This is a genomic window from Thermotoga sp. RQ2, assembly GCF_000019625.1.
GTDB lineage: Bacteria > Thermotogota > Thermotogae > Thermotogales > Thermotogaceae > Thermotoga > Thermotoga maritima.
This window is the reverse complement of record NC_010483.1, coordinates 1,642,306-1,666,065: the sequence shown is the minus strand read 5'-3', so window position 1 is coordinate 1,666,065 and position 23,760 is coordinate 1,642,306. Positions and strand designations below refer to the sequence as shown.

The 23,760-nt window shown below is 46.5% G+C and carries 20 protein-coding genes and 1 tRNA gene; 6 read left to right on the top strand and 15 right to left on the bottom strand.

Going from position 1 to position 23,760, the window contains the following annotated elements:
- Nucleotides 1–61: 61 nt before the first annotated feature.
- On the top strand, nt 62–1,357 hold the full coding sequence (gene hcp / locus TRQ2_RS08490; protein WP_012311236.1) for a hydroxylamine reductase: 1,296 nt from the start codon (nt 62–64) through the stop codon (nt 1,355–1,357).
- A 39-nt stretch (nt 1,358–1,396) separates the two neighbouring features.
- Here the strand turns inward: hcp and TRQ2_RS08485 are convergent, their stop codons facing one another.
- From TRQ2_RS08485 to smc, 6 genes are read right to left on the bottom strand one after another with little or no spacing between them, the layout of a single operon-like run.
- A complete protein-coding gene (locus tag TRQ2_RS08485) occupies nt 1,397–2,074 on the bottom strand; it encodes a YjjG family noncanonical pyrimidine nucleotidase (RefSeq protein WP_011943995.1) in 678 nt (225 codons plus the stop codon).
- Nucleotides 2,071–2,910, bottom strand: coding sequence for an N-acetyltransferase (locus TRQ2_RS08480; protein WP_011943994.1), 840 nt, complete (start codon nt 2,908–2,910; stop codon nt 2,071–2,073). The genes TRQ2_RS08485 and TRQ2_RS08480 overlap by 4 nt, the downstream gene beginning before the upstream one ends.
- On the bottom strand, nt 2,907–3,320 hold the full coding sequence (fliS, locus tag TRQ2_RS08475) for a flagellar export chaperone FliS (RefSeq protein WP_012311235.1): 414 nt from the start codon (nt 3,318–3,320) through the stop codon (nt 2,907–2,909). Before fliS ends, TRQ2_RS08480 begins: the two co-directional genes overlap by 4 nt.
- An 11-nt stretch (nt 3,321–3,331) precedes the next feature.
- The gene (locus TRQ2_RS08470; protein ID WP_012311234.1) at nt 3,332–3,925 is read right to left on the bottom strand and encodes a hypothetical protein; all 594 of its coding nucleotides are present in this window, start codon (nt 3,923–3,925) and stop codon (nt 3,332–3,334) included.
- Nucleotides 3,922–4,461 carry an NUDIX hydrolase gene (locus TRQ2_RS08465; protein WP_012311233.1) on the bottom strand — a complete coding sequence of 180 codons (540 nt, stop codon included), beginning with the start codon at nt 4,459–4,461 and terminating at the stop codon, nt 3,922–3,924. The genes TRQ2_RS08470 and TRQ2_RS08465 overlap by 4 nt, the downstream gene beginning before the upstream one ends.
- Nucleotides 4,462–4,463: 2 nt before the next feature.
- Nucleotides 4,464–7,976 (bottom strand): chromosome segregation protein SMC, encoded by a 3,513-nt coding sequence (smc, locus tag TRQ2_RS08460; RefSeq protein ID WP_012311232.1) that lies wholly within the window; start codon nt 7,974–7,976, stop codon nt 4,464–4,466.
- 73 nt (nt 7,977–8,049) lie between these two features.
- Between smc and TRQ2_RS08455 the strand changes: the two genes are divergently transcribed.
- Genes TRQ2_RS08455 through TRQ2_RS08445 form a run of 3 tightly spaced genes read left to right on the top strand, consistent with a single transcriptional unit; the run spans nt 8,050 to nt 11,610 of the window.
- Nucleotides 8,050–9,189, top strand: coding sequence for an aldo/keto reductase (locus TRQ2_RS08455; protein ID WP_012311231.1), 1,140 nt, complete (start codon nt 8,050–8,052; stop codon nt 9,187–9,189).
- Nucleotides 9,186–11,117, top strand: a complete 1,932-nt coding sequence (locus TRQ2_RS08450) for a sensor domain-containing diguanylate cyclase (protein ID WP_012311230.1) — start codon at nt 9,186–9,188, stop codon at nt 11,115–11,117. Before TRQ2_RS08455 ends, TRQ2_RS08450 begins: the two co-directional genes overlap by 4 nt.
- Complete coding sequence (locus TRQ2_RS08445; RefSeq protein WP_004080162.1) at nt 11,110–11,610, top strand: methylglyoxal synthase; 501 nt, start codon at nt 11,110–11,112, stop codon at nt 11,608–11,610. Before TRQ2_RS08450 ends, TRQ2_RS08445 begins: the two co-directional genes overlap by 8 nt.
- Here the strand turns inward: TRQ2_RS08445 and TRQ2_RS08440 are convergent.
- Entirely contained in the window at nt 11,607–11,813 is a 207-nt protein-coding gene (locus TRQ2_RS08440; protein WP_011943987.1) for a zinc ribbon domain-containing protein, read from the bottom strand. The two genes, TRQ2_RS08445 and TRQ2_RS08440, sit on opposite strands and share 4 nt — an antisense overlap.
- A gap of 4 nt (nt 11,814–11,817) precedes the next feature.
- A complete protein-coding gene (locus TRQ2_RS08435; protein WP_012311229.1) occupies nt 11,818–12,783 on the bottom strand; it encodes an AI-2E family transporter in 966 nt (321 codons plus the stop codon).
- A gap of 43 nt (nt 12,784–12,826) precedes the next feature.
- Between TRQ2_RS08435 and TRQ2_RS08430 the strand changes: the two genes are divergently transcribed.
- A complete protein-coding gene (locus tag TRQ2_RS08430; RefSeq protein WP_011943985.1) occupies nt 12,827–13,837 on the top strand; it encodes an acyltransferase family protein in 1,011 nt (336 codons plus the stop codon).
- 89 nt (nt 13,838–13,926) lie between these two features.
- Nucleotides 13,927–14,002, top strand: a tRNA-Asn gene (locus TRQ2_RS08425).
- A gap of 5 nt (nt 14,003–14,007) precedes the next feature.
- Here TRQ2_RS08425 and TRQ2_RS08420 read toward each other — a convergent pair.
- From TRQ2_RS08420 to TRQ2_RS08390, 7 genes are all read right to left on the bottom strand, one after another.
- The gene (locus TRQ2_RS08420) at nt 14,008–14,352 is read right to left on the bottom strand and encodes a GGDEF domain-containing protein (RefSeq protein ID WP_235231220.1); all 345 of its coding nucleotides are present in this window, start codon (nt 14,350–14,352) and stop codon (nt 14,008–14,010) included.
- Nucleotides 14,353–14,391: 39 nt separating this feature from the next.
- A complete protein-coding gene (locus TRQ2_RS08415) occupies nt 14,392–15,600 on the bottom strand; it encodes an RNA-guided endonuclease TnpB family protein (protein WP_012311228.1) in 1,209 nt (402 codons plus the stop codon).
- A gap of 251 nt (nt 15,601–15,851) precedes the next feature.
- Nucleotides 15,852–16,904, bottom strand: a complete 1,053-nt coding sequence (locus TRQ2_RS08410) for a galactokinase (RefSeq protein ID WP_011943983.1) — start codon at nt 16,902–16,904, stop codon at nt 15,852–15,854.
- Nucleotides 16,901–17,857 carry a galactose-1-phosphate uridylyltransferase gene (galT, locus tag TRQ2_RS08405; RefSeq protein WP_011943982.1) on the bottom strand — a complete coding sequence of 319 codons (957 nt, stop codon included), beginning with the start codon at nt 17,855–17,857 and terminating at the stop codon, nt 16,901–16,903. Before galT ends, TRQ2_RS08410 begins: the two co-directional genes overlap by 4 nt.
- Entirely contained in the window at nt 17,854–19,512 is a 1,659-nt protein-coding gene (gene galA / locus TRQ2_RS08400; protein ID WP_012311227.1) for an alpha-galactosidase, read from the bottom strand. Before galA ends, galT begins: the two co-directional genes overlap by 4 nt.
- A 5-nt stretch (nt 19,513–19,517) precedes the next feature.
- Nucleotides 19,518–22,772 (bottom strand): beta-galactosidase LacZ, encoded by a 3,255-nt coding sequence (lacZ, locus tag TRQ2_RS08395; RefSeq protein ID WP_012311226.1) that lies wholly within the window; start codon nt 22,770–22,772, stop codon nt 19,518–19,520.
- 5 nt (nt 22,773–22,777) lie between these two features.
- Nucleotides 22,778–23,758, bottom strand: a complete 981-nt coding sequence (locus TRQ2_RS08390; RefSeq protein ID WP_011943979.1) for an ABC transporter ATP-binding protein — start codon at nt 23,756–23,758, stop codon at nt 22,778–22,780.
- Between the last annotated feature and the right edge of the window lie 2 nt (nt 23,759–23,760).

Here is a 23,760-nt window from a genome sequence, read left to right as displayed (position 1 = left end):
ACAGAGTTATTACAACCTAATTATAATCTACGTGAAAGCTTTAACAAGAGGAGGGAAAAGCATGCAGATGTTCTGTTACCAGTGTTCACAGACGGCAAAGGGTGTGGGTTGTACCGAGTACGGAGTCTGTGGGAAGAGCCCGACAGTTGCAAGACTACAGGACAACCTCGTCTTCGCAATAAAAGGAATTTCCGCCTACTACTACCACGCGAGAGAACTCGGTTACGACGATCCAGAGATCGCCGGTTTCCTCGATGAGGCGCTCTACAGCACTCTCACCAACGTGAACTTCGACGCACAGTCCTTCGTGGAGTACGCACTCGAAGCAGGCCGAATGAATCTGAAAGCGATGCAGCTTCTGAAAAAGGCACACATCGAAACCTACGGAGAACCCACCCCCGTCGAAGTGGAAACCGGAACGAAGAAGGGAAAGGGAATTATCGTGACGGGACACAACCTGAAAGCCCTCGAAGAACTTCTGAAACAGGTCGAAGGAACGAACGTCTACGTTTACACCCACTCCGAGATGCTCCCAGCGCACGGATACCCCGGTCTGAGAAAGTACAAGAATCTCGTTGGAAACCTGGGGAAAGCCTGGTACGATCAGAGAAAGCTGTTCGCAGTGTACTCCGTTGCCATCCTGGGAACTTCGAACTGTGTCCTGATTCCCTCTGAATCTTACAGAGACAGGATGTTCACAACGAGCATCGCTAGACTCCCCGGTGTAAAGCACATAGATGGATACGACTACACCGAGGTGATAGAGAAGGCAAAGAGCCTGCCAGATCTTGAAGAAAAACCGGGAAGCTACAAACTCAGGACAGGATTTTCCACGTCTGTTGTGGTTTCTCTCGCGGACAAAATAAAAGAACTCGTGGAGGCCGGGAAGATAAAACACTTCCTCGTCGTAGGAGGATGCGATGTGCCGTTCAAGAGGAACGAATACTACAGAGAGTTCGTTCAGAAACTCCCGAAAGAAACCGTTGTGATCACGCTCGCGTGCGGAAAGTTCAGGATAAACGACCTTGATCTTGGGGACATCGAGGGCATCCCGAGACTCATCGATGTGGGACAGTGTAACGACACGATCGTCGCGATAGAGATCGCTCAGGCACTCGCGAAAGTTTTCGGTGTGGAAGTCACAGAGCTTCCTCTCACACTCGTTCTCACCTGGATGGAGCAGAAGGCAGTTGCGATCCTGTGGACACTTCTTGCACTCGGCCTGAAAAACATATACGTTGGTCCTGTTCTTCCCGCGTGGGTGAACGAGGACATTCTGAAAGTGCTCACCGCAGAATTCGGATTGAAGACGATCTCGGAACCGGAAAAGGACATAAAAGAAATACTGAAAGTGTGACTTTCCCCGCCGCCCGGCGGGTTTTTTACTTCACGAATCTCACAGAAGCTCTTCTACTATCTTCTCCAGTTCTTCGAAATTCCTTGCAACCGGGAAATCTCCAGAGGAGTCACCGTCAGGTGAGAAGAGCACGAAATCTATCCCGGTGTTTCTGGCACCCTTGAGATCACTGCTGAGATCGTCCCCCACATAGAGGACTTCTTCCTTTTTCAATTTCATTCTTTCGAGTGCCATCCAGAAGATGTGTGGATCTGGTTTTTCGACTCCCGCTTCTTCGGAGGTGAGGACGAACTCGAAGAATCTGTCGAGTTTCAGCTTCCTGCTTCTTTTTTCCTGAACGAACCTGACTCCGTTCGTCACAGCAGCCATTCGAAGATCTTTCTTCTTCAGCCTTTCGAGGAATTCTTCTGCACCTGGAAGGAAATGAGCTTCTTCAGAGAGAAACTCCAGATAATCTTTTGCAACCTCTTTTGGATCCAGTGGGATGTTCAGCGTTTTCAGAAATTCTTCGAATCTGGCAACAACAACGACATCTTTCGACACCTTGCCTTCTGCAAGCAGCTTCCACCATTTCCTGTTTATTTCTCTGTACAAAAACACCTGATCCTCGGTGAGAGGAATTCCGTACTTCAGGAAGGTTCTTTTCAGAGCCTGATCTTCGCTCTTTTCAAAATCCAGAATCGTTCCGTCTAAATCGAACAGAACTCCCTTTTTCAACTCAATTTCAACTCCATTTCGTACTGTACGAGAACTCTCTGAAAGCCGTTCACTTCGAGTGAACGAGAAAGGGGATCGTCTTCAGGCACCGCGGTGCACGTCACAGCCGTTTTTCCGCTCTCTTTCTGGATGTGATCCACACACTCTCTTATGAACTCGTCCATGCTTCCACGCAGGGCAAAAGCGTCCACTATGAAGCCACTCTGGGGAGTCTCACCCCAGACCAGATAACCTTCTCCGTCTCTCCAGCTTGCCCTTTCCATTCGATACCGTCCATCTGCGAGAAGAAGAGTGGTACACTCCCTCTGCCAGTTCGGGTTTCTTTTAAAATCCGTTCTCGCCTTGAGGGCATACATGTGGATCCTCTTTTCGTCCGTTTCGAAGAACTTCACCGAACCCGTTCCATCTATTCTTCTGTCGAAGAAATAACTGTAGAGCTCTCTTCTCTTTTTGAAACCGTTCTTCTCGTAAAATCGAACCGCCCTTTGATCATCCGCCACAACCTCAAGAACAACGCTTTTTACACCTTTCCACATGAGATGTTCCAGTGCATGCTTCAAAATCATATCCGCAAGTCCCGTTCCTCTCTTCGGTTTGATCACACCCATGGAGTCTATTCTGCCCCTGTCTTTCCTTATGCACAGTAGGATGAATCCCACCGGAACATCATTTTCAAAAAACACGAAAGAATCGTCAAGAGAGATCGAATTTTCTCTCACGTCGAGGTTGAAGTTGTAAACATCCCAGTTCACAGGCACCGCATAATCCTTGAAAATCTCATTCACGAGGTTCACAAGATCTATCACAGAAACTTCGCTCGCTTTCTTTATGGTCACCCCATGAGATTCAACCCCCCTTGCTTCTTTTCGGGAGGAGTCACGTTCCCTGCTTTCTTCATAGCTTCTTTCCAGACTTCGAGCAGTTCTTCGAGCATCCCGCGAACTTCCTTGATTTTCTCCACATCCTTTTTCACGTTCCCCTCTACGAGCCTCTGGAACATGTAGTTGTAGAGAGCTCTCAGATTCTGCGCGATCGTTCCTCCCTTTTCCATGTCGAGGGAGAGGTTGAGCTCGGTGATGATGTCCTGCGCCCTCGTCACCTTCTCGTTGAATTCAACAAATTTTTTATCGGCCAGCAAATTCTCGGCCTCTTTCAGAACCTCTACCGCCTTCTCGTAGAGCATCTGAACGAGTTTGGCAGGACTTGCGGTCATCACCATCTTTTCAAGATAGGTGTTTTCCTTCATCTTTTCACCTCTCAGGACGGTTCTTTCTGAAGCAACTCTTCAACCCTCTTGAAAAACTCTTCGTAATATTCAAAAACGTCTTTGAGCTCTCCATCTATGAGATCCGCTATTTTCACCAGATCTTTGCTTTGAAGAGCGTTCACAAAGTCCGTGAGGATACGAACCAGATTCTCCTCTTCGACTTTCAGCCCGAGTTCCTTCGAGTTGATTCCAGTGATTCTCACAGTGTTCATGCGGACGTTCTCCATCGCGTTCAGCCCTTCGGCAAGATCGTTTATACTCCTGTATCCCTCTGTGGTTCCAGCAACAACCGCGTCCGCCACCTTACCGAGGAGAGGTTTCACCCGTTTTATATACCTGAGCACCTCTTCAATCGTTTCGAGGAGAAAATCCCTCAACGGGGAGAGTTCCAGTTCGATCTCCATTTCCTCGTTTATTTCCATCTGTTTCAGGTCTTCCAGGCTGGACAGAGGTTGTTCTTCATGGTCTATAACTATTCTCTTCACAACGAGATTCTCTTTGTTTTCTCTCACCCGATTCAGAAGCTCTCCCAGGGTTTGGACCCCTTCAACGACTATCTCCTCTCCGTTCACGATCACCTTCATCGAATCACTCCCTTCGCAAAGAAAAATCGTGTTAGCGCACAGATGGTTTTGGAATCTTCTATCTCCGCGTTCTTGAGCAGAGAAAGTGCTTCTTCAATGGACACTTCTTTAACATCGATGAATTCATCTGGGTCTGTGTTCTGAGCGGTCTTTTCCAGGTCTTCGGCAGCGAATATGTGTATCACTTCCGTGGTGAAACCCGGTGTGGTGAAGATCTTTCCAAGATAAGAAAGCTTCTTCGCCTTGTAGCCCGTTTCCTCCTCGAGCTCTCTTTTTGCACATTCTTCCGGTGACTCCCCAGGATCCAGTTTTCCCGCGGGAAGCTCCAGAAGGACCTGCTCGATGGGATACCTGTACTGTTCAACGAACAGAATCTTCTCACCGAGCACGGGAACGATCACCACGGCACCGGGGTGATCCACCACTTCACGAGTGGATTCCTTGCCGTCTGGAAGCCTCACGCGGTCCACCCTCACATTTATCATCTTTCCCTCGAAGACTCTTCTGCTGTCTATCTTCTCTTCGTAGAACTTCATCGCTACACCTCCAGTATTTTCTCCACCTCTACCGGAACGATGGCCGACACACCGTTCACCATGGTCACCCCATGTAGAAGATCGGCCGCTTCCATCACGATTTTATTGTGCGTGATCACGATGAACTGGGTGTGCTTCGAGTTCTCTTTGAGGAGCCTCTTGAACCTCTCTGCGTTGTAGTCATCGAGGGGAGAATCAACCTCGTCGAGCACGTAGAAGGGACTCGGTTTTATCTCCATGAGAGCGAAAAGCAAAGCCAGTCCCACGAGCGCCTTCTCGCCACCCGAAAGAAGACTCAACTTCTGATCTCTTCTTCCCGGCTTTCTTATGGATATTTCAAAACCCGCATCGAGAATGCTCTTGGCTTCAGAAACGATGTTGAGTCTTCCTTCGCCACCGAAGAAGAGCAGAGAAATGAACCTGTTGAAACTCTCATTCACCTTCTGGTAAACGTCAAAGAGCAAGCTCTCCGCTTCTCGATCCGTTTTTTCTATGATCTCTTCAAGTTTTCGTTTTGCTTCCTCAAGATCCTCTTTCTGTTTTAATATTTCCTCGTACTCTTCGCGGAGTTTCTCGTACTCGTCTATAGCCGTGAGATCAACAGGACCTAGGTACTTTATCTTGTTTTCCAGATCTTTTATCTGTCTGTAGACCTCCTCGAGTTGTTCTTCGCCGAGTTCTTCAACGTCCTCTTCGTTTCCGGAGAACTCTTCCAAGAGGTTTGCTATCTTCAACCTGGTTTCCTGGAGAGCCAGATCTATCTGGTGGAGGTGATTTCTCAATCTTTCCTTCTCTTCTTTCAGTTCGTTCATCCTGTTTTCTACTTCCTGAAGCTCTCGCATCTTTTCTTCTTTACCTGATCTGTGAAGTTTCATGGCTTCAAACACACTGTCCATTTCTTTCTTCAAATGCTCGATTTCTCTCTCGTGTTCTCTTATGAACTTTCTGTAGTTTTCCATCTCTTCTTCGAGGCTCGTCATCTGCAGTTTTATGTCTTCTGTTTCTCGGGCAATGCGTTCTATCATTTTTCCCGTGTCGCGCATTTCCTTTTCGTATCGATCTTTTGTTTCCAGAAGATTTCCAACCTCTGCCCTGAGCGTGAAGATCTTTTCGTTGAGTTCATCGAGAATCTTCTTTTCTTTCTCGAGTTCTTCGGAGTATTCGGTCAGCGATTTTTGAAGGTTTTCTCTGTTCTGCTTCAGCTCGTCGATCTCCTCGAAGATCTTTTCTCTTCTCGCGTTCAGTCCTTCTTCTTTTGCCCTGTACTCAACCAGGAGCTTCTCCAGATTTTCCACCTCTTCCTGAAGCTGATTGATAGATCTCAAGATCTCGGACAGAACGGTTTTAGTCGAAGACGATTTCCTGGAGAGTTCGAACAGTTCCCTCTGAACGAGCTTTTCCTGATTTTTCAGGTTTTCCTGTTCTGTCTTCAGGCTGGCCAGTTCGTCCCTCTTTTCTTCGATTTGTTTCTCTGTTTCTTCCATCTCCTGCTCCAGATGCTTCAGCTTTATGCGTCTTTCAAACACGTTGCTCGATCTTTCTTCTCTTCCTCCTGTTATGGCTCCTCTTCCGCTTATGAGTTCACCATCGAGAGTAGCGATCCTGGTGTTCAATCGGTATTTTTTCTTCATTCTGATAGCGTCGTCTAGTGTTTCCACCACCACGGAATTCCCAAAGAGAAATCCTCCCAGAACTTCCAATTCCGAAGGAAGTTTCACCAGATCAACAGCGTACCCCACAAATCCTCTTTCGTTTTCCAGACCGGATATCCTGTTGAATGAACCGTCTATCAAATCGAGTGGAAGAATGGTCACCCTTCCCGCTTCGTTCTGTTTCAAAAACTCCACGATCGCTTTCGCCGTATCCACATTTCTCACCACGATGTTCTGAGCCGTCCCACCGAGAAGCACGCTCACAGCGAGGGAGTACTTTTCATCCACCTCTATCAGATTCGAAACCACGTCCACAAGTCCGGGAAAGCGCTCCTTTTCCTCGAAGACTACCTTCACTGCTTTTGAGAATCCACGGTACTCTCGCATATCGCGCTCGATCATTTCTTTTTCGAACTGTATCTCTCTCAATCTCTTCTCTTTCGCGTCTATTTCCAGATTGACCCTTCTGATCTCTCCCTCGATCTCCTCCAGTCTTTCACGAACAGCGTTCAATTCTTCAGTCAATTTTCTCTCCTCTTCATCGAGTTCTTCTACACGCTTGGATATCTCTTTGAACTCGCTCTTTTTATCTTCGAGCTCTCTTCTCCTCGTTAGTATCTGATTTTCCGTTATTTTCCTTCTCTTTTCAAGGTCTTCGAGAGTTTCTCCTATCCTCAAAAGTTCGTTCTCAAGTTTGAGTATCTGTTTTTCTAACTTGGAGATCTCGTCTCTGACTCTCAAAAACTCTTTCTCTTTCTCGCTGAATCTCGAAAGGAGATTCTCTTTTTCTTTTTCGAACTCTTCGAGCTCTTTCGCTTTCCTCTCGTAGTCTCCCATCACTCCTTTGAATATGTACTCCATCTCTTCAAGACGTTTTTTGTACTCTTCTCTTCGCTTCTCCAGTTCATCGAGCCTGGTGGACAATTCCACGTACCTGTTTTCACTGTCTGCGAGCTTTGAAGAGTAGAATCCTTTCATCTCCACAAGGTCGTTCTGTCTTTTCTTGTAGTCTTCAAGGAGTTTCGTGTAGCGTTCTATTTCCTGGTCCATCTCCCCAAACTCGCTTCTCAGGGTGCTCCACTTCGTTTCCAGCTCCACCAGTTCTTTCTGGATGTTCTTTATCTTCTCGTTTGTCTTCTTTTCTTCTTCCTGGTAGAATTCCAGTTTTTTTCTTTCTCTCTTAAAAACGTTTCCGTAGTAGATCTTTTGAAGTTCCTCGAGCTGGGCCGTGTACTCCTTGAACCTTTCAGCGCGCTTGGCTTTGAGGTAGAGAGATTTCATCTGCCTTTCGCGCTCAAACAGAACGTCCTTCACCCTGTCGAGGTTCGCCTTCGTCCTTTCGAGGTTCAGTTCTGTTTCCTTTTTCTTCTCTCTGTATATGGAAACACCCGCCGCCTCTTCCAGCAGTAATCTCAGTTCTTCCGGTGAGGCATTAACGATTCTGTCTATCTGTCCCTGTCCCACGATGGAGTAGAAGTCCACTCCAAGACCGGTACCCGCGAAGCGATCCCTGATGTCTTTCAATCTAACCGAGCTTCCGTTGAGGTAGTAAGTGTTCTCTCCCGTTCTCTTTAACTCACGGGCCACGGTTATTTCCTCTCCGTTTTCTTCAAAGACAAGCTCCACATAGGCAGAACCAGCCGGTGGAAGGTTCTCCGATCCAGCGAAGATCATATCGAACTTTTCACTCGCACGGAGCTCTTTCTTCGATTGTTCACCGAACACCCATTTTATGGCATCTATGATGTTGGATTTCCCGCTACCGTTGGGGCCAACGATAGCGGTCACGCGATCGGAGAAACCTATCAGGGAAGGTCTTCCAAAGGATTTAAAACCTTTTAAGTAGAGTTTTTTCAATCTCAAACCGATCCCCTCCCACACGTTAGATTTTATCATTGTGGAGTGATAAAATTGATAACTGTAAGGAGGTGAAAATATGCAGTACAGAGATTTCGGAAAAACCGGAGTGAAGACGTCGCTCCTCGGTTTTGGAGCCATGCGACTCCCCGTCATTGGAGAGGATCATTCAAACATCGACGAAGAGAAAGCCATCGAAATGATCCGTTACGCCATCGATCACGGTGTGAACTATGTCGATACGGCCTATCCTTACCACGGAGGAAACAGTGAAAAAGTCGTGGGAAAAGCTCTGAAAGACGGATACCGTGAAAAAGTTTTCCTCGCAACCAAATCTCCCGTCTGGCAGGTGGAAAAACACGAAGATTTTGAGAGAATTCTCGACGAACAGCTGGAGAAACTCCAGACGGATCACGTTGATATGTACCTCATGCACGCACTGAACAAAGAAAGATGGGAGAAGATCAAGAATCTGAGATTCTTCGATTTCTTCGAGAAAGCGAAAGCAAAAGGGAAGATAAGATTTGCGGGCTTTTCGTTCCACGACAGCTATCCAGTTTTTAAAGAGATCGTCGATGGGTACGACTGGGACTTCTGCCAGATACAGCTCAACTACATGGACGTGAACTACCAGGCAGGACTGAGAGGGTTGAAATACGCTGGATCAAAGGGACTTGCCGTTGTGATCATGGAACCACTCAAAGGTGGAAAGCTCGCAAGACTTCCAGAGAAGGTCATGGAAATTCTTAGGAAATACAACAAGGACTGGTCTCCGGTAGAACTGAGCTTCAGATGGATTGGACATCACCCGGAGGTTTCCACCATATTGAGTGGAATGAGCACCCTCGAACAGGTGGAACAGAACGTAAAGATCATGAGCAATATCACTCCCGGCAATCTCACAGACGAAGACATGAAGATGATAGAAGAGGTAAGAAAAACCCTTGAGTCTTTTGCTGTGATAAACTGCACCCAGTGTGGATACTGCATGCCGTGTCCGAACGGTGTGGATATCCCCGGAAACTTCCGTCTGTACAACGAAACCATCATGTTCGAAGATTGGGAAGGTGGAAGAAGAACGTACAAATGGTTTGAAAGTCAAAAATCCGCCGCTTCCTTCTGTGTTGAATGCGGCGAATGTCTCAGTAAGTGTCCGCAAAAGCTCGACATACCGAACCTTCTGAAGAAAGTTCACAGGGAGTTAGCGGAGGTCAAATGAAAAAACTCATCTGGCCGGTGCTCCTCGTGGGCACCGTACTTTTAATCATTTATTCTTTCCTGATCGGCACCCCTCTTGAAATTCACTTAGCGACTCGCTGGGAAATTGCCCTTCCCAGAGTTCTTTTTCTTCTCGGATCTTTTTTGCTGAACACTTTGTTTTCCCTGACAGGATCGTACGTGGTTCTTTTTGGAAGCGTTTCTTTGTTTCTCGGCGCGCTGATGAATCTTCTGGAATTTTTCTTCGCTTTTCCTTCTTTTTTCTATACAGTCAAATTGATCTTTTACGTGGCCGGTTCTCTTCTGCTTCTAATTGGAATCTTCAGAGTATTTTTAAAACTGAAAAGATTCACCCTGATGTTCAGAGGACTCTTCGAGGAAAACAACGACATGGTGATATACTACGACCCATCTGGAAAGATCGTTGATGTGAATCCAGCCGCTGAGAAATTCCTGGGATACACTCGCATCGAGCTTCTCGGAAAAACCATAGAGGAGATTTCTAAGCCAGGTGAAGAAAGGGTATTGTTTCAAATCTTGAATTTTTCACAGAATGGTATAAAGACTCTGGAAAGGGAACTTCTCTCAAAGGATGGAAGAACCGTTCTGTGCGAGTGTAAATTGGCTCCGGTATATGAAGGAAAGAAGATCGCTATGATTCAGGAAATCGCACGCCCCATCGATGATATAAGGAAAATAGAGGATCAGATCAGAAGAGAAAGAAAAAGATTCCTCACTTATTTCAACAACATTCCCGTTTTGAGTGTGATTCTGAGAGAAGATGGAACGGTTGAAGACGTGAACGAAGCAGGTTGCAAACTTCTTGGAGTGAACAGAGAACAGCTTCTGAACAAAAACTGGTTCGACATGTTCCACGAAAGTTTTCCACACGAAACTTTTGAAAGATCCTTCAAAGAAAAAATGGTGCACGAAGGTACCATAGATGGAAGAATCATAAGATGGGTGTTCATACCCCTTGAGGAGAACAGAGTGATGGTAACAGGCCTTGACATCACTGAGTTAAAGGAAAATCTCACCTCTCTGGAAGAAGACAAAAAATTCTATCAGCTTCTTCTGGATCTTTCAAAAAGCCTTCTATCGCTCGGATGGAACGATTTCGTGTTCAAACAGTATCTTTTATCACTCGGTGAAGTGTTCGGTTCAAAGAGTGTGGCTCTGTACGAAAAAAAGAACGGGGATTTCGTTCTGACAGCCTCTCTCAACGGTTCTTTCGAAGAGATTTTGTCCAGGATACCGGAAGACATAGATTGTGAGAATAGAATGTTGAGAATTCCTCTTGAGTACGAAACAGATACTTTTGCAGTACTCCTCATCGGCTGTGGAAAAACCGATGAGAGACTTTTTGAGATGGCCAGACTTTTGAAAAATCACCTAGAACTCATCTACTGGAAATTGAAGGGGGAGGAGAGGATCCTCTGGCTCGCTGAACGCGATTCCCTAACTGGTGTGTACAACCGAGAAGCGTTCGAAAGTAGACTCGCTTACCTCATCAACCTTTCAAAGAGGTACAGCAGAAAACTCTCCTTCGTCTTCATCGATCTTGATGATTTCAAGCGTATAAACGATTCAAAGGGCCACCTGGTTGGAGATCGAGTTCTGAAAGAGTTTGTAAACAGACTCACCTCACTTCTGAGAAAATCGGATGTAGTTGGTAGACTCGGGGGTGACGAATTCGGTATCATACTCCCTGAAACGGATCGAACAGGAGCGGAAATTCTCATGAAGAGAATAGAAGAGCACTTCAGAGAATCTGTTCCAGTGGATGGAGAATTGTTTTCAGTGAATTTCAGTTATGGTATCAGCGTGTTCCCCGAAGACGGAGAAAGTGTGGAAGAACTCCTGAAGGTCGCAGACGAAAGGATGTACATGAATAAATTCAGCAAGAAGAGGGGGAGAGAGAATGTCTGACAGACCAAGAAGGTACAAGATCTTTATGGATAAAAAGAAGAGGATCGCTCTCATTGCACACGATAGGAGAAAGAGAGATCTTCTTGAGTGGGTGAGCTTCAATCTTGGAACGCTCTCCAAACACGAGCTTTACGCTACAGGTACGACCGGTGCTCTCCTTCAGGAAAAACTCGGTCTCAAAGTACACCGACTGAAAAGCGGACCCCTCGGTGGAGATCAGCAGATCGGTGCGATGATCGCTGAAGGAAAGATAGACGTGCTCATATTCTTCTGGGATCCTCTGGAACCCCAAGCTCACGATGTGGATGTGAAAGCACTCATCAGGATAGCCACAGTGTACAACATTCCCGTCGCCATCACAAGATCCACAGCGGACTTCTTAATCTCCTCACCGCTCATGAACGATGTGTACGAGAAGATTCAGATAGACTACGAAGAAGAACTGGAAAGAAGGATCAGAAAAGTAGTGGAGGGTGAGGAAGAAGAGACTTAGCTACATCCTGAACATCCTCCACAGCTTCCACCGCACGAGGAGGAAGAAGAACCACCCTGCACGGAGAAGGAAATCTTCCTGTACACTCTTTCCTTCTCTTTTGAGTCACACTTAGGACATCTCACCTCGTCTATTTTGCTGTAAGAGGTGAATACCGTGTATTCTTCCCCACACTTTTTACACCTGAACGTGTAAGTGGGCATCGTTTCAGCCTCCCATTACGTACTGCTTCCAGAAGTTTTTCAGGAATATCAGAAACGGAAGCGCAATTAGAACGCCACCGAAACTGAAAAGATCGCCGAGGATGAGTATAGTGATCAGAATGATGAACCAGTGAACGTTCAAGGTGTTGCTCTGTATCTTTGGAGCGAGCACCCACATTTCCAGTTGATTCGCCGCGACGAGGATGATCGTTCCTATGAGAAGACCGCTCAGACCATGAACAGAGAAGGCAAGCATCAGAAGAGGAATAGCAGATATCACCACCCCAAGATACGGAACGAAATCCGTTACGAAAGCAAGCATTCCTAAAAAGAACGCACTCGGTATTTTGAAAATGAAAGCACCAAAGCCAACAAACAGACCGACGAATATCGCAACGAGCACCTGACCACCCACAAACCTTTCGAACTCGGTGTAAGTAGTTTTCAGGAACTCTTTACCGTCACTGGGATTTGTGGGAAACAGGTAGTGTACATTTTCTTTTATGAGTCTCTTCAACGAGGACACGATAAAGGCCGTGATCACTATGAGTATGGCAGCCGTTATGAAAGAAGGAACGTAGCCTATGATTTTGTTCACAAGCGAGAGTGCCCCTTCTGAGAAGGATGCGCTGATGCTGTTCAATATAGAAGACAACCATCCGGGTATGTCGATGTTCTCCAAACCCGATTTTATTCTGTCTATCTCAGTGAAGACCTTCTGCGCTTCTCTTACGATCACCGGAAAGAAATTAACAGCCGAATAGGCTGTCGTGAGGAAGACAAGAACGTTTGATATCACGCGGGGAAGAACGCGCGGTTTTTTTACGAGTATTCCCAAAAATCGCGCAACGTAATCGATAATTATCGAAAGATACAGCCCCATTATCAGAGCGGTTATAATGAAAGGGGAAAGTTTTGCGAGTACTAAAAACAGAACAAGATACAGCAGGGCAAAGTGTTTGTTCTTCAAGTTCTTCACTCCTTTCGATATTATTTTAGCAGAGGTGGGACCGTTGGAATCGTTGAGGGGACTTTTGATTCTGTTCGTTTTAATGGGTCACGCTATCGTGGGGGTGTACAGAGACCTCACTTTTCTCGTTCCACTGCTCAGATTCGTGAGTCCTTCCGTTTTCGTCTTCGTGTATCTGTTCGGATATTCACAGGGAAGAGTGAAAAAGAACCCTTTGAAGATTCTCCAGAAGGCTTCTTCTTTCTTTCATTTCTATCTCTTCTGGGCTTCCCTTTCTTTCATTGCTTATGTGTTGTTGGATGGAGAATATACGAACGTCTGGGTGACGAAGAGGGTTTTCAGCGTTGATGATTCAATACTCAAAAAATATCTGATCACCATCTTTTCTTTCACAGGATCGTGGCAGTACTATTTCGTACTGGTTGTAATGATTCTGCTGTTGATATCGATTTTCATAAAAGATCCCCGGAAGATTCTGCCGTTTTCCTTCGCCGGAGCTGTTGTTAACTCCTCTTTTGTGAGTTTTTGGTTCCTCACGAAGGACAGACTCCTTCCTCCCATAGAAGGTGCGTTGATCACTTATCTCAATCCTGTTCACTGGCTTTTTCCATTTCTGATGGGATACAAAGATGCTGTCGAGAGAAAGAAGAGAGAACCACGAAAGCTATCTTTGTTCCTATACGTCTTTCTCTTTGCGATCGGATCTCTGGAGTACTGGAACGCGTACGGAAAATTCCACACACTTTTGGGAGTCGATCAGTTTTCTCTCACAGGAGTACTTCTGGGAATCTACAGTATAGAGGTGTTCACCTGGCTGGCTGAAAAAGTTAATCTGTCCTTTTTGAAAAGGATGGGAAGGTATTCTTTCCTTCTCTTCATGATTCACATGCCGTTTCAGTGGATGTTCTACGTGTTTCTCGACACTTTTGTTGATCTTCCCGAATGGTGCTGGGTGATCATCATGGTGGTGTTTTCCTTGATGATCATGGAAATTCTACTGAAACTGGCACGGATCCTTCCAAAACCGGTAAGAAAAATAGTCATCGGTGCTTGATATCAACCTTTTTTCAATTTTTTCATTCATTTTACCATCAAGTCCACTTGAAATTCAGGAAGGTATGTAGTACAATTATCCGTGGAGGTTCCGGCGTAGCTCAACCGGTAGAGCGCCTGGCTGTTAACCAGGTGGTTGCAGGTTCGAGTCCTGCCGCCGGAGCCATTTTTTTATTTTAACGTCCCCTTCTTAACATCCTTCATTCTGTACATCGATTCATCGACTTCCCTAAGTGTCCTTTCGAGGCTTTCTTTGAAGGGAACCACACCGTAGGAAAACTCTGGCTGGAGAGGATGGCTGTTTTTGAATTCAAGCAGTATCTTCTGGAAGATTTCCTCCGCTTTCTCTGGTTTGCATCCTCTCAATATCACAAGAAATTCATCTCCTCCCATTCTCACCACGATATCGGACTGTCTCACATTCTTTTTTATTGTTTGAACGAGGGCCTTCAAAATCTCATCACCGCTTTCGTGTCCGTAGGTATCGTTGATCTTTTTGAAATTGTCCAGATCCACGTGAACTACCCCACCTTACAGAAGATGTGGTTTCCCGCTTCAACCCGTGATAGCTCGTAGACCCCTTTCGGATTCCGCCGCCAGAGCACGGTCCACAGGCATGAACTCGGACGGTTCCCGCCCTATTGAAAGCATCAAGCCGTACCTGACCAAATTCTTCGCAGCGTTCACGTCTCTATCGTGATGCGCTCCACATACAGGACACGTCCATTCTCTAACGCTCAGGTCTTTGACTTCTTTGTTTATGTACCCGCATTCACTGCACATCTGACTTGAGGGATAGTATCTGTTCGCTTTTATCACTTCGATCCCACAGCGCTTTGCCTTGTACTCGAGAAGTTCTAAGAATCTCCTCCACGACTGCATGTGGATGTGCCTGGCAAGTCTGTGGTTTTGAACCATACCTTTGATGTTGAGATCTTCCACCACGATCTTTCCAGCTTGGCTTTCGCTGACAAGATCGTGTGTGATCTTGTGAAGCCAGTCGTTTTTTATGTTGACTATTTTCTCGTACAGCTTTGCAAGACACAAACGTGCTTTTTCCCAGTTCTTTGAACCTCTCTGTTTCCTGGATAATCGTCTGTGAAGTCTTTTGATCTGTCTCTCGTATTTTGAAAGGTCTGGCATTTTATATTTCTTGCCATCGCTCAATGTGATTGTGTCTTTGATTCCAAGGTCTATACCTAGAATGTCGGTGGAAGTATTTTGTACTTCAGCATCTTGGACTTCAAAGACTATCGCAGCGTAATATTTGTTCGTTGGTGTTTTGATGAACGTTGCTTGTTTTATCTTTCCGTCTTTCGGAAGCTTTCTGTGAAGCCGCACTTTTATCCCTTCTTTGAACTTGGGAACGAATATACAGCCGTATTTTGGATTGTCTTCTTTGATATACAGCTGAATGTGCTGTGGAATACGAAAGGTTTGGCGGGAGAATTTCTTTTTCTTGAACTTTGGATAGCCAGCTTGCTTTTTGAAGAAATTTTTGAATGCACGTTCTAAATCTTTCAGCGACTGCTGGAGCGCTTGAGAGTTCACTTCGTTGAGCCATGAATATTTGTTTGTCTTTTTGAGTTTTACCAAAACAGATGCCCATTCGTTGTAGTATGTAGGACGTTCCATTACTCTGTAGATGATGTTGGCGTAGTTCAGAAAGAAGTTGTACACGAATCTGGTGTGACCGAAATGTTTGGCCAGTTTTTCTTCTTGTTCTCTCGTAGGGTAGATTCTGAACTTGTAGGTTCGAAGCATTTTTGTCACGTCCTTGAGATTTGATGTATTCTTTTAACACTTCCAAAGGTGATCCGCCTACTGTCAAAAGACAATCTTCTTCATTTCTCTATGATATATTAACATTTTGGCACAAATTAAATTGCAAATTCATCCCCACCTTATAGAAAATGGTGTCTTCTTTGCACTTTGTTCGATAAACAAAGATCGCAGATCCCCCCGAATCTGGAAATACCAACTTCATTTTAACAAAAAAGGGAGCTCACGCTCCCTTAGATTTTTTGAACACCGTCTGAACTCTCTATCTCGTGGAAGGTGAGATCTATCCCGAAATGCTTCTTATAAGACTCCACCAGCTCTTCTTTTATCTTCCCAAAAGCCCCCTTCTTTGAAAGAACGATCACTCCTCCTCCGAATCCGCCACCGACCATCCTCGCACCGAGGATACCTTCCTTTCCTCTCAAATAATCCACGATGAAATCCGTTTCCTCGCAGGAAACTTCGTACAGGTCTCTGAGACTCTCGTGAGAAGAAAAGAGCAGTTTTCCAAGGGTTTCAAAATCTCCTTCTTTCAAAGCCTGAACACTTTTCAGGACTCTTTCGTTTTCTTCGAGCACGTGCTGGGCACGTTTTCTCAGAGTGCCTGAGAGTCTTTCGAGATCTTCTTTTGTCACTTCTCGAAAGCTCTTTTTCCCAAGCGTTTTCAGTACCTCTTCGCACTCCTGTCTTCTTTTGTTGTACTCCGAAGAGGAGAGCTCGTGTTTAACATTCGAATCGACGAGGTTGATCTCGTAACCTTCCAGTCTCAGAGGAACGTACTCGTACTCGAGGGTCATCGTGTCCAGAAAGATTGCGTGGTCTTTCTTTCCAAAAGCGGAAGTGAACTGGTCCATGATACCACACCTGACTCCCACGAACTCCACCTCGGCTTCACGAGCGATCTTTACGAGTTCGAGTTTCGGAACGTTGAAACTGAAATATTCTGAAATCGCGTAAGCGGTCGCCACCTCGAGAGCGGCGGAACTGGAAAGACCCGCTCCCATGGGAAGATTGGAAGAAACGGAGATTTTAACAGGAGACACCCTGTAGCCCCTTTTTTCAAAAGAGGCGATGACTCCCGAGATGTAATCCGTCCATTTGTTGAGTTTCTCTATCTTTTCCATCTCCACCGTTTCGTTTACGTTTTCTGAGTGGAAGATGAATCTATCTGAGCCTTCTATCGAGAGAAACACGTATCTGTTCACCGCAAACGGCAGAACGTAACCGTCGTTGTAGTCGGTGTGCTCCCCGATGATGTTTATTCTTCCTGGTGCCTTCACTTTCATATTTCCACCTCCGTCTCTCTGAGCTGCCTCGCTGCTTCTTCGGGAACGACGGGGTTTATGAACGCCCATGTACCCGTCTCGACACTCGCCATCCACTTCAGTTTATCTTTGTCTCGCTTCGGTGGGTTGAACTCCACATGGAAGTGGAAGAAGTGAGACACATCCTCTTCGTTGAACGGTGCCTGGAAGAACATCATCATGTAGGGAAACTCCTGATCGAAGAGTTTGTCGTACTTTGCAGTTACCACCTTGAGAACTTTCGCAAACTCTTTCTTTTCTTCTTTCGAAAATTCCAGAAGAGTGCTCACGTGCCTCTTCGGGTAGATGTGCACCTCGTACGGGAAGCGTGCATAGAAAGGAACGAGTGCGAGGAAATGTTCCGTCTCGTAAACTTTTCTTTCCTCTCCTTCGCTCTCCAGGACCTCGCAGATGGGACACTTCCTTTCCTCTTCGTACCAATTCCTCATCGCGTCTATCTTCACTTCTATTCTCTTTGGAAGGAAAGGAAACGCGTATATCTGACCGTGCGGGTGTGGAAGGGAAGCACCGACTTCCTTTCCACGGTTCTCGAAAATGAAGATATATTTCACAAAGTCGTGCTGAGAAAGGTCCCTTGTTCTGTCCACCCACATCTCAACGAGCTTTTCTATCTGCTTCAAAGGCATTCCAGGAAGTGCTGTGTTGTGATCCGAGGTGTAGACGACCACCTCGCAGATACCGCGGGACTCTTCTTTCCTGAAAGGCCCCTTATCTTTCCAGTCCACAGGAGGTGGATCTTTTTTCAGAGAAGGATACCTGTTCTCGAAGGTGACAAGATCGTACTCCTCGGGAAGCTCGAGGCCTCCAACACAGATGGGACACTCCGTCTTCGATGGCTGTACCGGTCTTTTCTGTGTGGCCGCCGAAACGATCACCCATTCATCTGTGAGCGGATTGTACCTGAGTTCCATCATTCTCTCTCACCCTCTTCGTAGAAGTAGAAGTTTCTTCCGTCTTCTCTTTTGACGACTCTTTTTTTCAGGGAGGACTTTCCTTCTTTTTCCAGGTGGTACTCTCTGCTGTTCAGATCGACCACGATCTTGACGTTTCCTGAGAGAGTGCCAGACGAGACGATCTCGTATCTCAGATCCTCCGACATGATGTTCTGAACCCGTGGTCTTCCACCGAGGAGTTCGAGCGTTTCTTTCAGAACCTTTTTTCCATGATCTCTGACGAGCGAGAGATCATCGCTTTCTATGATCATGTTGTCGAGCACTCCACACGTGTACGAGTAGAGCTCCTTTTCCTTCTGTGTGAGATCCGTTTTCTCCTCTCTCAATATCAAACAGTCAGGGTCGTTCAGCCAGAGTCTGTCGTGCATGAAGTACCTCGTTATGGCGTTTCTCAGCGCCCATCTTGCAGCGGGAGCTCCGTTGTCTTCTATATGTTCTCCCCAGAACGGTGTGGTGTCGGGTCCTATCCTCATGCCGTCGACGTATCCCACTGCGGGAAGAAGGGGAGAACCGCATCCGAGGATGAAAGAATCTTCTCCCACAGCCTTTCTGATCGTCTCCATTCCTTTTCTGAATGCTTGAATCGGTGTTATGTTCTTTTTTCTCTCTCCTGGAACGGCACCCGCGAAGAGAAAGTCGATCTTGAAGTACCTGTAGCCCATCTTTTTCAGAAATGAGAAGAGATCGAAGAGCCAGCTCAGAACCTCATCGTTTGAAAGATCGAGGGCGTATATCTTTTTGTTCCAGTTTCTGTAAGCCATCTTCGGCTCTCCGTTTTCCTTCACCACCCAGTCCGGATGTTCGTTGAATACATCGGAGGTTTCAGAGACGCTGAACGGAGCGGTCCATATACCCGGGATGAAACCGTTTTCCGCTATAACTTTTGCCATCTCTTCCACCGATGGAAAGTCTCCTCTTGTCACGAGCCAGTCACCTATGTCCTTTTCGTAGGCGTCGTCTATCTGGAAGACCTCGAACGGGAAATTCTTCGCGAGCTTCAGGTTCTTGAGGGTCTCTTCCCAGGTGAGATCGAGGAAGTAATGGTACCAGCTGCACCATCCAGTGGGTGTGTGTTTTGGAACTCTCGCGTTGTTTTCCATTCCAACGAGTTCCGCGTATTTCTCCAGAAGAAGAGATGTGTTGGGATCCTCGAGTACAACGAGAGGTTCAAGAGGAACAAAGTCTTCGAACTCGACATCGAAATATTCGAGGTATGCCACAAGTTCCCCATCTTCCACAGCGAAGAAAGGATGAGCGATTTTCGAACTCAGAAAGCCGTACACTTTTCCTTCTTCAGCCACGAAATAGTCGCTCTGGAGGTTCCTTTCAAGTACGTCGGGCACCACCGAAGCGGTGTATCTCCAGTTCGGGTCTATTTTGGGTGGTTTGAAAGAAAAGGCATCGACCACCCTGCACGGTCCCCAGGATTGCCAGTTGTTCACAAGTACCTTTTCCGGTGCTTTCGTTCGAAGAACCTCAAGCCTTCCCGGACTTCCCTTCACCCTGCCGGAGATCTTCCAGCCAAGGTGTATCTTCTCCACCGCGAACTCAACTGTGAAGTTTTTCTCTTTGAGAACGAATCTTCCCTCTCTGAAGGTCTTTCCGAATATTTCCACACATATCACCTCACGTAGATAGTTTTTCTCGTGTTCAGATTAGTATGTATCAGATGTTCTCCCTTCTTCAATCCTTCTACTTTGAACACCAGCTCTTCCTTCTTGAAGGGTGGAATCACCACTCGCCTCACCGAGTATTCGTTTCCATCAACAAAGAGAACCACCTGTTCTTCCTTGCTCAGTGGAGTGTCGTTCAGAAGGGAAAATTTCACTCTCAGGGTGTCTCCTTCGCGTATCACGTCTTCTGAGGACATCTCAACATGGAGCGTTTCAGGGATCGCCGCAAGAACCCTCCAGGATGGAATCTCTTTGCTAATCCTCATTCTGAAAGAAAAACGATACGGCTTTGGTAGAAGCCTGTACTCCAGATGAGGCATCGCACCCCAGCTGTCGTCTCCTCCAAGGCCCATCTGTCTGAAGTCCACGTTCACGGTGACGAAGTCCCTCTCCGGGAGTTCACTTATGTGCTGAGCCCTCTCGAGATCCTCCATGGAAAAGGGCCAGACGCTGAAGTCTATCTGCGGCATGCCTGACACAAAGAGTTTTGTTTCACCATCGGAAAGCGCAAACCATCTCACGTCCGATCTGTTCCCCGTTTCCTGGGGCCTGACGTACCTGTGTATCATCTCATCGACAGCTTTTCTGTGCCTTGCGAAAAGGCCACTTTCTTTTCTGTCCCAGTAAGTCTCGTGCGGTCCCCTTCCGTACCACTCCACGGTGCCGAACTCTTCAGGGACCGTGAACTGAAGACCGATCCTTGGAATCTCCGGTACATCCTCAGCGAGAATCAGAGAAAGGTCCACTAGGATGTCTCCATTTCCGAAAACGGTGTATGTTGTGTACACCCAGCTGTTTCCCGGAAGCTGAAAAACACTATGGACAGAAACACGATTTTCTTCCTTTTTCCAGTGCATTTTGAAGAGTTTTCTCTCTTTCGATGCCCTCTTCCAGATGGCGAGCCTCTGCGGCATTCTGTTTCCGATGTCGTTGTCGGTTGGAGCTCTCCAAAAGTTGGGAACAACGGGACTTTTCAGGATCTTTTTTCCTCTGTGAAGGATCTGCTCCAGAAGGCCTGTGAGTTTTGAGAATACATACACCGTGTCTTTTGCTTCAACGGTGAGATGTTTCCCCTCTTCTCTGAGTGATACTCCATCTGAAATGGATTTTTTCTCAAATGCCGGTGCTTTCAGAAGGAACTGCTCCCACGCCACAACGTGGCCTTTTTCCGCCCAGGGGGTATCCTCAGAAAGGGAGAAACTGATCTCGAGGAAATACTCAGAATCGTCCATTTCTGGGAGTGGTATCTTCAAGAGACGCTTTTCTCCAGGTTCAGCGAAGATCTTGAAGGTTTTTTCTTCGATGACCTCTCCGTCTTTTCTGATTTTCCAGGCGCCATCGAACATCTCAAGGTTCGTGAATAGATACCTGTTTTCCACTTCATAAGTGTCTTTCGATACTTGTCTTATTTTGACGTTCTGATAGACCTTCTTCACCTCGTAAAGTTCCGGCTCAGGTGTTCTATCGGGCAGTACCACACCGTTTATACAGAAGTTTCCGTCATTCGGTGTGTCACCGAAGTCACCACCGTACGCCCAGAATTCTCTTCCGTTCTCGTACTTCTTTCTTATTCCCTGATCCACCCAGTCCCAGATGCAACCTCCATGAAGGTACGGATACTTTTCTATCACGTCCCAGTAGTCCTTCAGATTTCCCACACTGTTTCCCATCGCGTGCGCGTATTCACACATGATGAAGGGCTTTTCCCTCTTCTTTGAAGCGTACTCAAGAAGAACGTCCATCTTCGGATACATGAGGGAGAAAACATCGACGTAGTACGATTCTCCCCTCCTTGTTGTTCCCTCGTAATGGATAAGTCGCGTGTTGTCCCTTTTCTTTATCCAGAGAGCGGCTTTTTCGAAATTCACTCCATCTCCCGCTTCGTTCCCGAGAGACCAGAGGATGATACTGGGATGATTCTTGTCGCGCTCGACCATCCTTTTGATCCTGTCGAGATGTGCCTTCTCCCATTCCGGTCTGTTCGCAAGGGTCACTTCAGGAGCTTCACCGATTCCATGAGATTCGATGTTTGCCTCGTCTATCACGTAGAGTCCAAAATAGTCACACAGATCGTACCACTTCGTCTGGTTCGGATAGTGTGATGTGCGAACTGTGTTTATGTTGTGCTGCTTCATTAGCTTTATGTCCTGAATCATTCTCTCCACTGTCACCGCATGACCCCTGTCGGGGTCGAACTCGTGTCTGTTCACTCCCTTTATGTAGAGAGGTTTCCCGTTGAAAAGAAGCATTCCGTCTTTTATCTCTATCTTCCTGAATCCGAAGTTGACTTTCTTTTCGTCTTCTCCCAGTTTCAGTTTCAAAACGTACAGATGTGGTGTCTCCGCGGACCACTTCCTCGGATCTTTCACGTCAAAGGCAAAGGAAAGGACTCTGTCCTCCGGCTTTACTGTCTCTTTCACGAGTGTTTTTTCGTCTCCATCCGGTGTGATGAGTGTTACTTCAAGGTCTTTTTCTTCTTCCTCACCGAGATTTCTCATCTCTACGTCCAGAAAGATCTTTCCGTCTCTGTAATTTTCATCCAGATCCGTTCTCACGAACACGTCCCTGATGTGAAATTTCGGCAGCGAGTACAGATAAACGTCCCTGTATATCCCCGCAAACCACCACATGTCCTGATCTTCGAGATAGCTTCCATCGCTCCACTTCAGAACCTCAACGGTGATCAGATTCTTCCCTGGCCTTAGAACATCGGTGAGTCTGAATTCAGCGGGTGTGCAGCTGTCTTTGCTGAAACCGATCTTCTTCCCGTTCACCCACAGATAGAAGAAGGATCGAACACCTTCAAAATGCAGAAAGATCTCCCTTTTGAACCAATCCTCAGGTATCTCGATCCACCTTCTGTACACCCCGGTCGGATTGTCGTCTTTTGGAACAAAAGGAGGGTTCGGTTCAAATGGATAAACCACGTTCGTGTAGATGGGCTTCCCATATCCTTTCATCTCCCAGTTGCTTGGAACTTCTATCTCATCCCAGTTCGAGTCGTCGAAGTTCTCTGAAAAGAAATCCTCCGGCACCTCGAAGGGATTTTTCGCGAAGAGAAACCCCCAGTTCCCGTTCAAAGAGATGAATTCCTCAGGGTACTCCCATTCCCCGCTGAACGGGTCCAGATAGGGTATGAAAGAAGCGTGTGGCTTCTCCGTTCCTTCACCCACAAGCTGTGGGTTTTCCCATTCGTAGGACATGTTCTTCACCTCTCCATTAAAAAACAAGCTACTTTATAACCCGGTTTTATCTCTTTTAAAAGTGGTTCTTCTTCCCTGCATCTCTGGGTAACATGTGGACATCTCGGGTGGAATCTGCACCCCGGCGGGGGTGTCACCAGCGAGGGTGGCGAACCGGGAATTCCTGATCTCAATTTCTTATCACCGATTGATGGAAGAGACTGTATCAGATAACGCGTATAAGGATGGAGAGGATTTTTGAAAATTTCCAGCGTGGGGCCCTCCTCCACGATCTTTCCCGCGTACATGATCGCCATCCTCGTTGCGATTTGAGCGTGCACACCCATATCATGAGTTACCAGAACAACGGTGTTTTTTAGATCATTTTGAATCTTTCTTATTAGTTGCATAACAGCTCGTTGAGCCACCACATCGAGTGCCGTTGTTGGTTCATCTGCGAATATGACGCGGGGTTTCAAGACTGTGGCGAGTGCTATGGTAACCCTCTGTCTCATACCTCCCGACAGCTGATGTGGGAACATGTTCAGAACCCTCTCGGGAAGTCCAAGATCCTTCAGATGCTGAACTGCGAGGTCGAGAAACTCCTTAGTCTGCTTTTTAACGTGACTGCTCAGAATTTCTATGAAGGTATCCCTCACTCGCTTTACGGGATTGAGCACGTGCATTGATCCTTGTGGAATGTAAGAAATAAAACTCCATCTCAATCTCCTTGTTGCTTCACTTTTCAACAATGTTACATTCGTAAGATTTCCTTCTATGTTGTACAACAACTCACCATCCATCAGACGTAGCGGTGGATCGAGAAGAGCAAGCAAGACTTTCAAAAGCGTGGACTTTCCACAACCCGATTCACCAGCTATGCCGTAAATTTCGTTAGGTAGTATTTCAAGACTAACATTATCAACAGCTTTTACTATTTTTTTACTACCCCAAAAGTCAAGCACGTAATAAGCTTTCAAATTCTTTCCCGATATCAACGCTTCCATCT

Coding starts and splice junctions, on each gene's coding strand:
- TRQ2_RS08415 (WP_012311228.1), bottom strand. CDS start 15,600: ATGCTTCGAACCTACAAGTTCAGAATCTACCCTACGAGAGAACAAGAA.
- TRQ2_RS08390 (WP_011943979.1), bottom strand. CDS start 23,758: ATGGAAGCGTTGATATCGGGAAAGAATTTGAAAGCTTATTACGTGCTT.
- hcp (WP_012311236.1), top strand. CDS start 62: ATGCAGATGTTCTGTTACCAGTGTTCACAGACGGCAAAGGGTGTGGGT.
- TRQ2_RS08455 (WP_012311231.1), top strand. CDS start 8,050: ATGCAGTACAGAGATTTCGGAAAAACCGGAGTGAAGACGTCGCTCCTC.
- lacZ (WP_012311226.1), bottom strand. CDS start 22,772: ATGTCCTACGAATGGGAAAACCCACAGCTTGTGGGTGAAGGAACGGAG.
- galT (WP_011943982.1), bottom strand. CDS start 17,857: ATGATGGAACTCAGGTACAATCCGCTCACAGATGAATGGGTGATCGTT.
- TRQ2_RS08445 (WP_004080162.1), top strand. CDS start 11,110: ATGTCTGACAGACCAAGAAGGTACAAGATCTTTATGGATAAAAAGAAG.
- TRQ2_RS08410 (WP_011943983.1), bottom strand. CDS start 16,904: ATGAAAGTGAAGGCACCAGGAAGAATAAACATCATCGGGGAGCACACC.
- TRQ2_RS08465 (WP_012311233.1), bottom strand. CDS start 4,461: ATGAAGTTCTACGAAGAGAAGATAGACAGCAGAAGAGTCTTCGAGGGA.
- TRQ2_RS08440 (WP_011943987.1), bottom strand. CDS start 11,813: ATGCCCACTTACACGTTCAGGTGTAAAAAGTGTGGGGAAGAATACACG.
- TRQ2_RS08470 (WP_012311234.1), bottom strand. CDS start 3,925: ATGAAGGTGATCGTGAACGGAGAGGAGATAGTCGTTGAAGGGGTCCAA.
- TRQ2_RS08450 (WP_012311230.1), top strand. CDS start 9,186: ATGAAAAAACTCATCTGGCCGGTGCTCCTCGTGGGCACCGTACTTTTA.
- fliS (WP_012311235.1), bottom strand. CDS start 3,320: ATGAAGGAAAACACCTATCTTGAAAAGATGGTGATGACCGCAAGTCCT.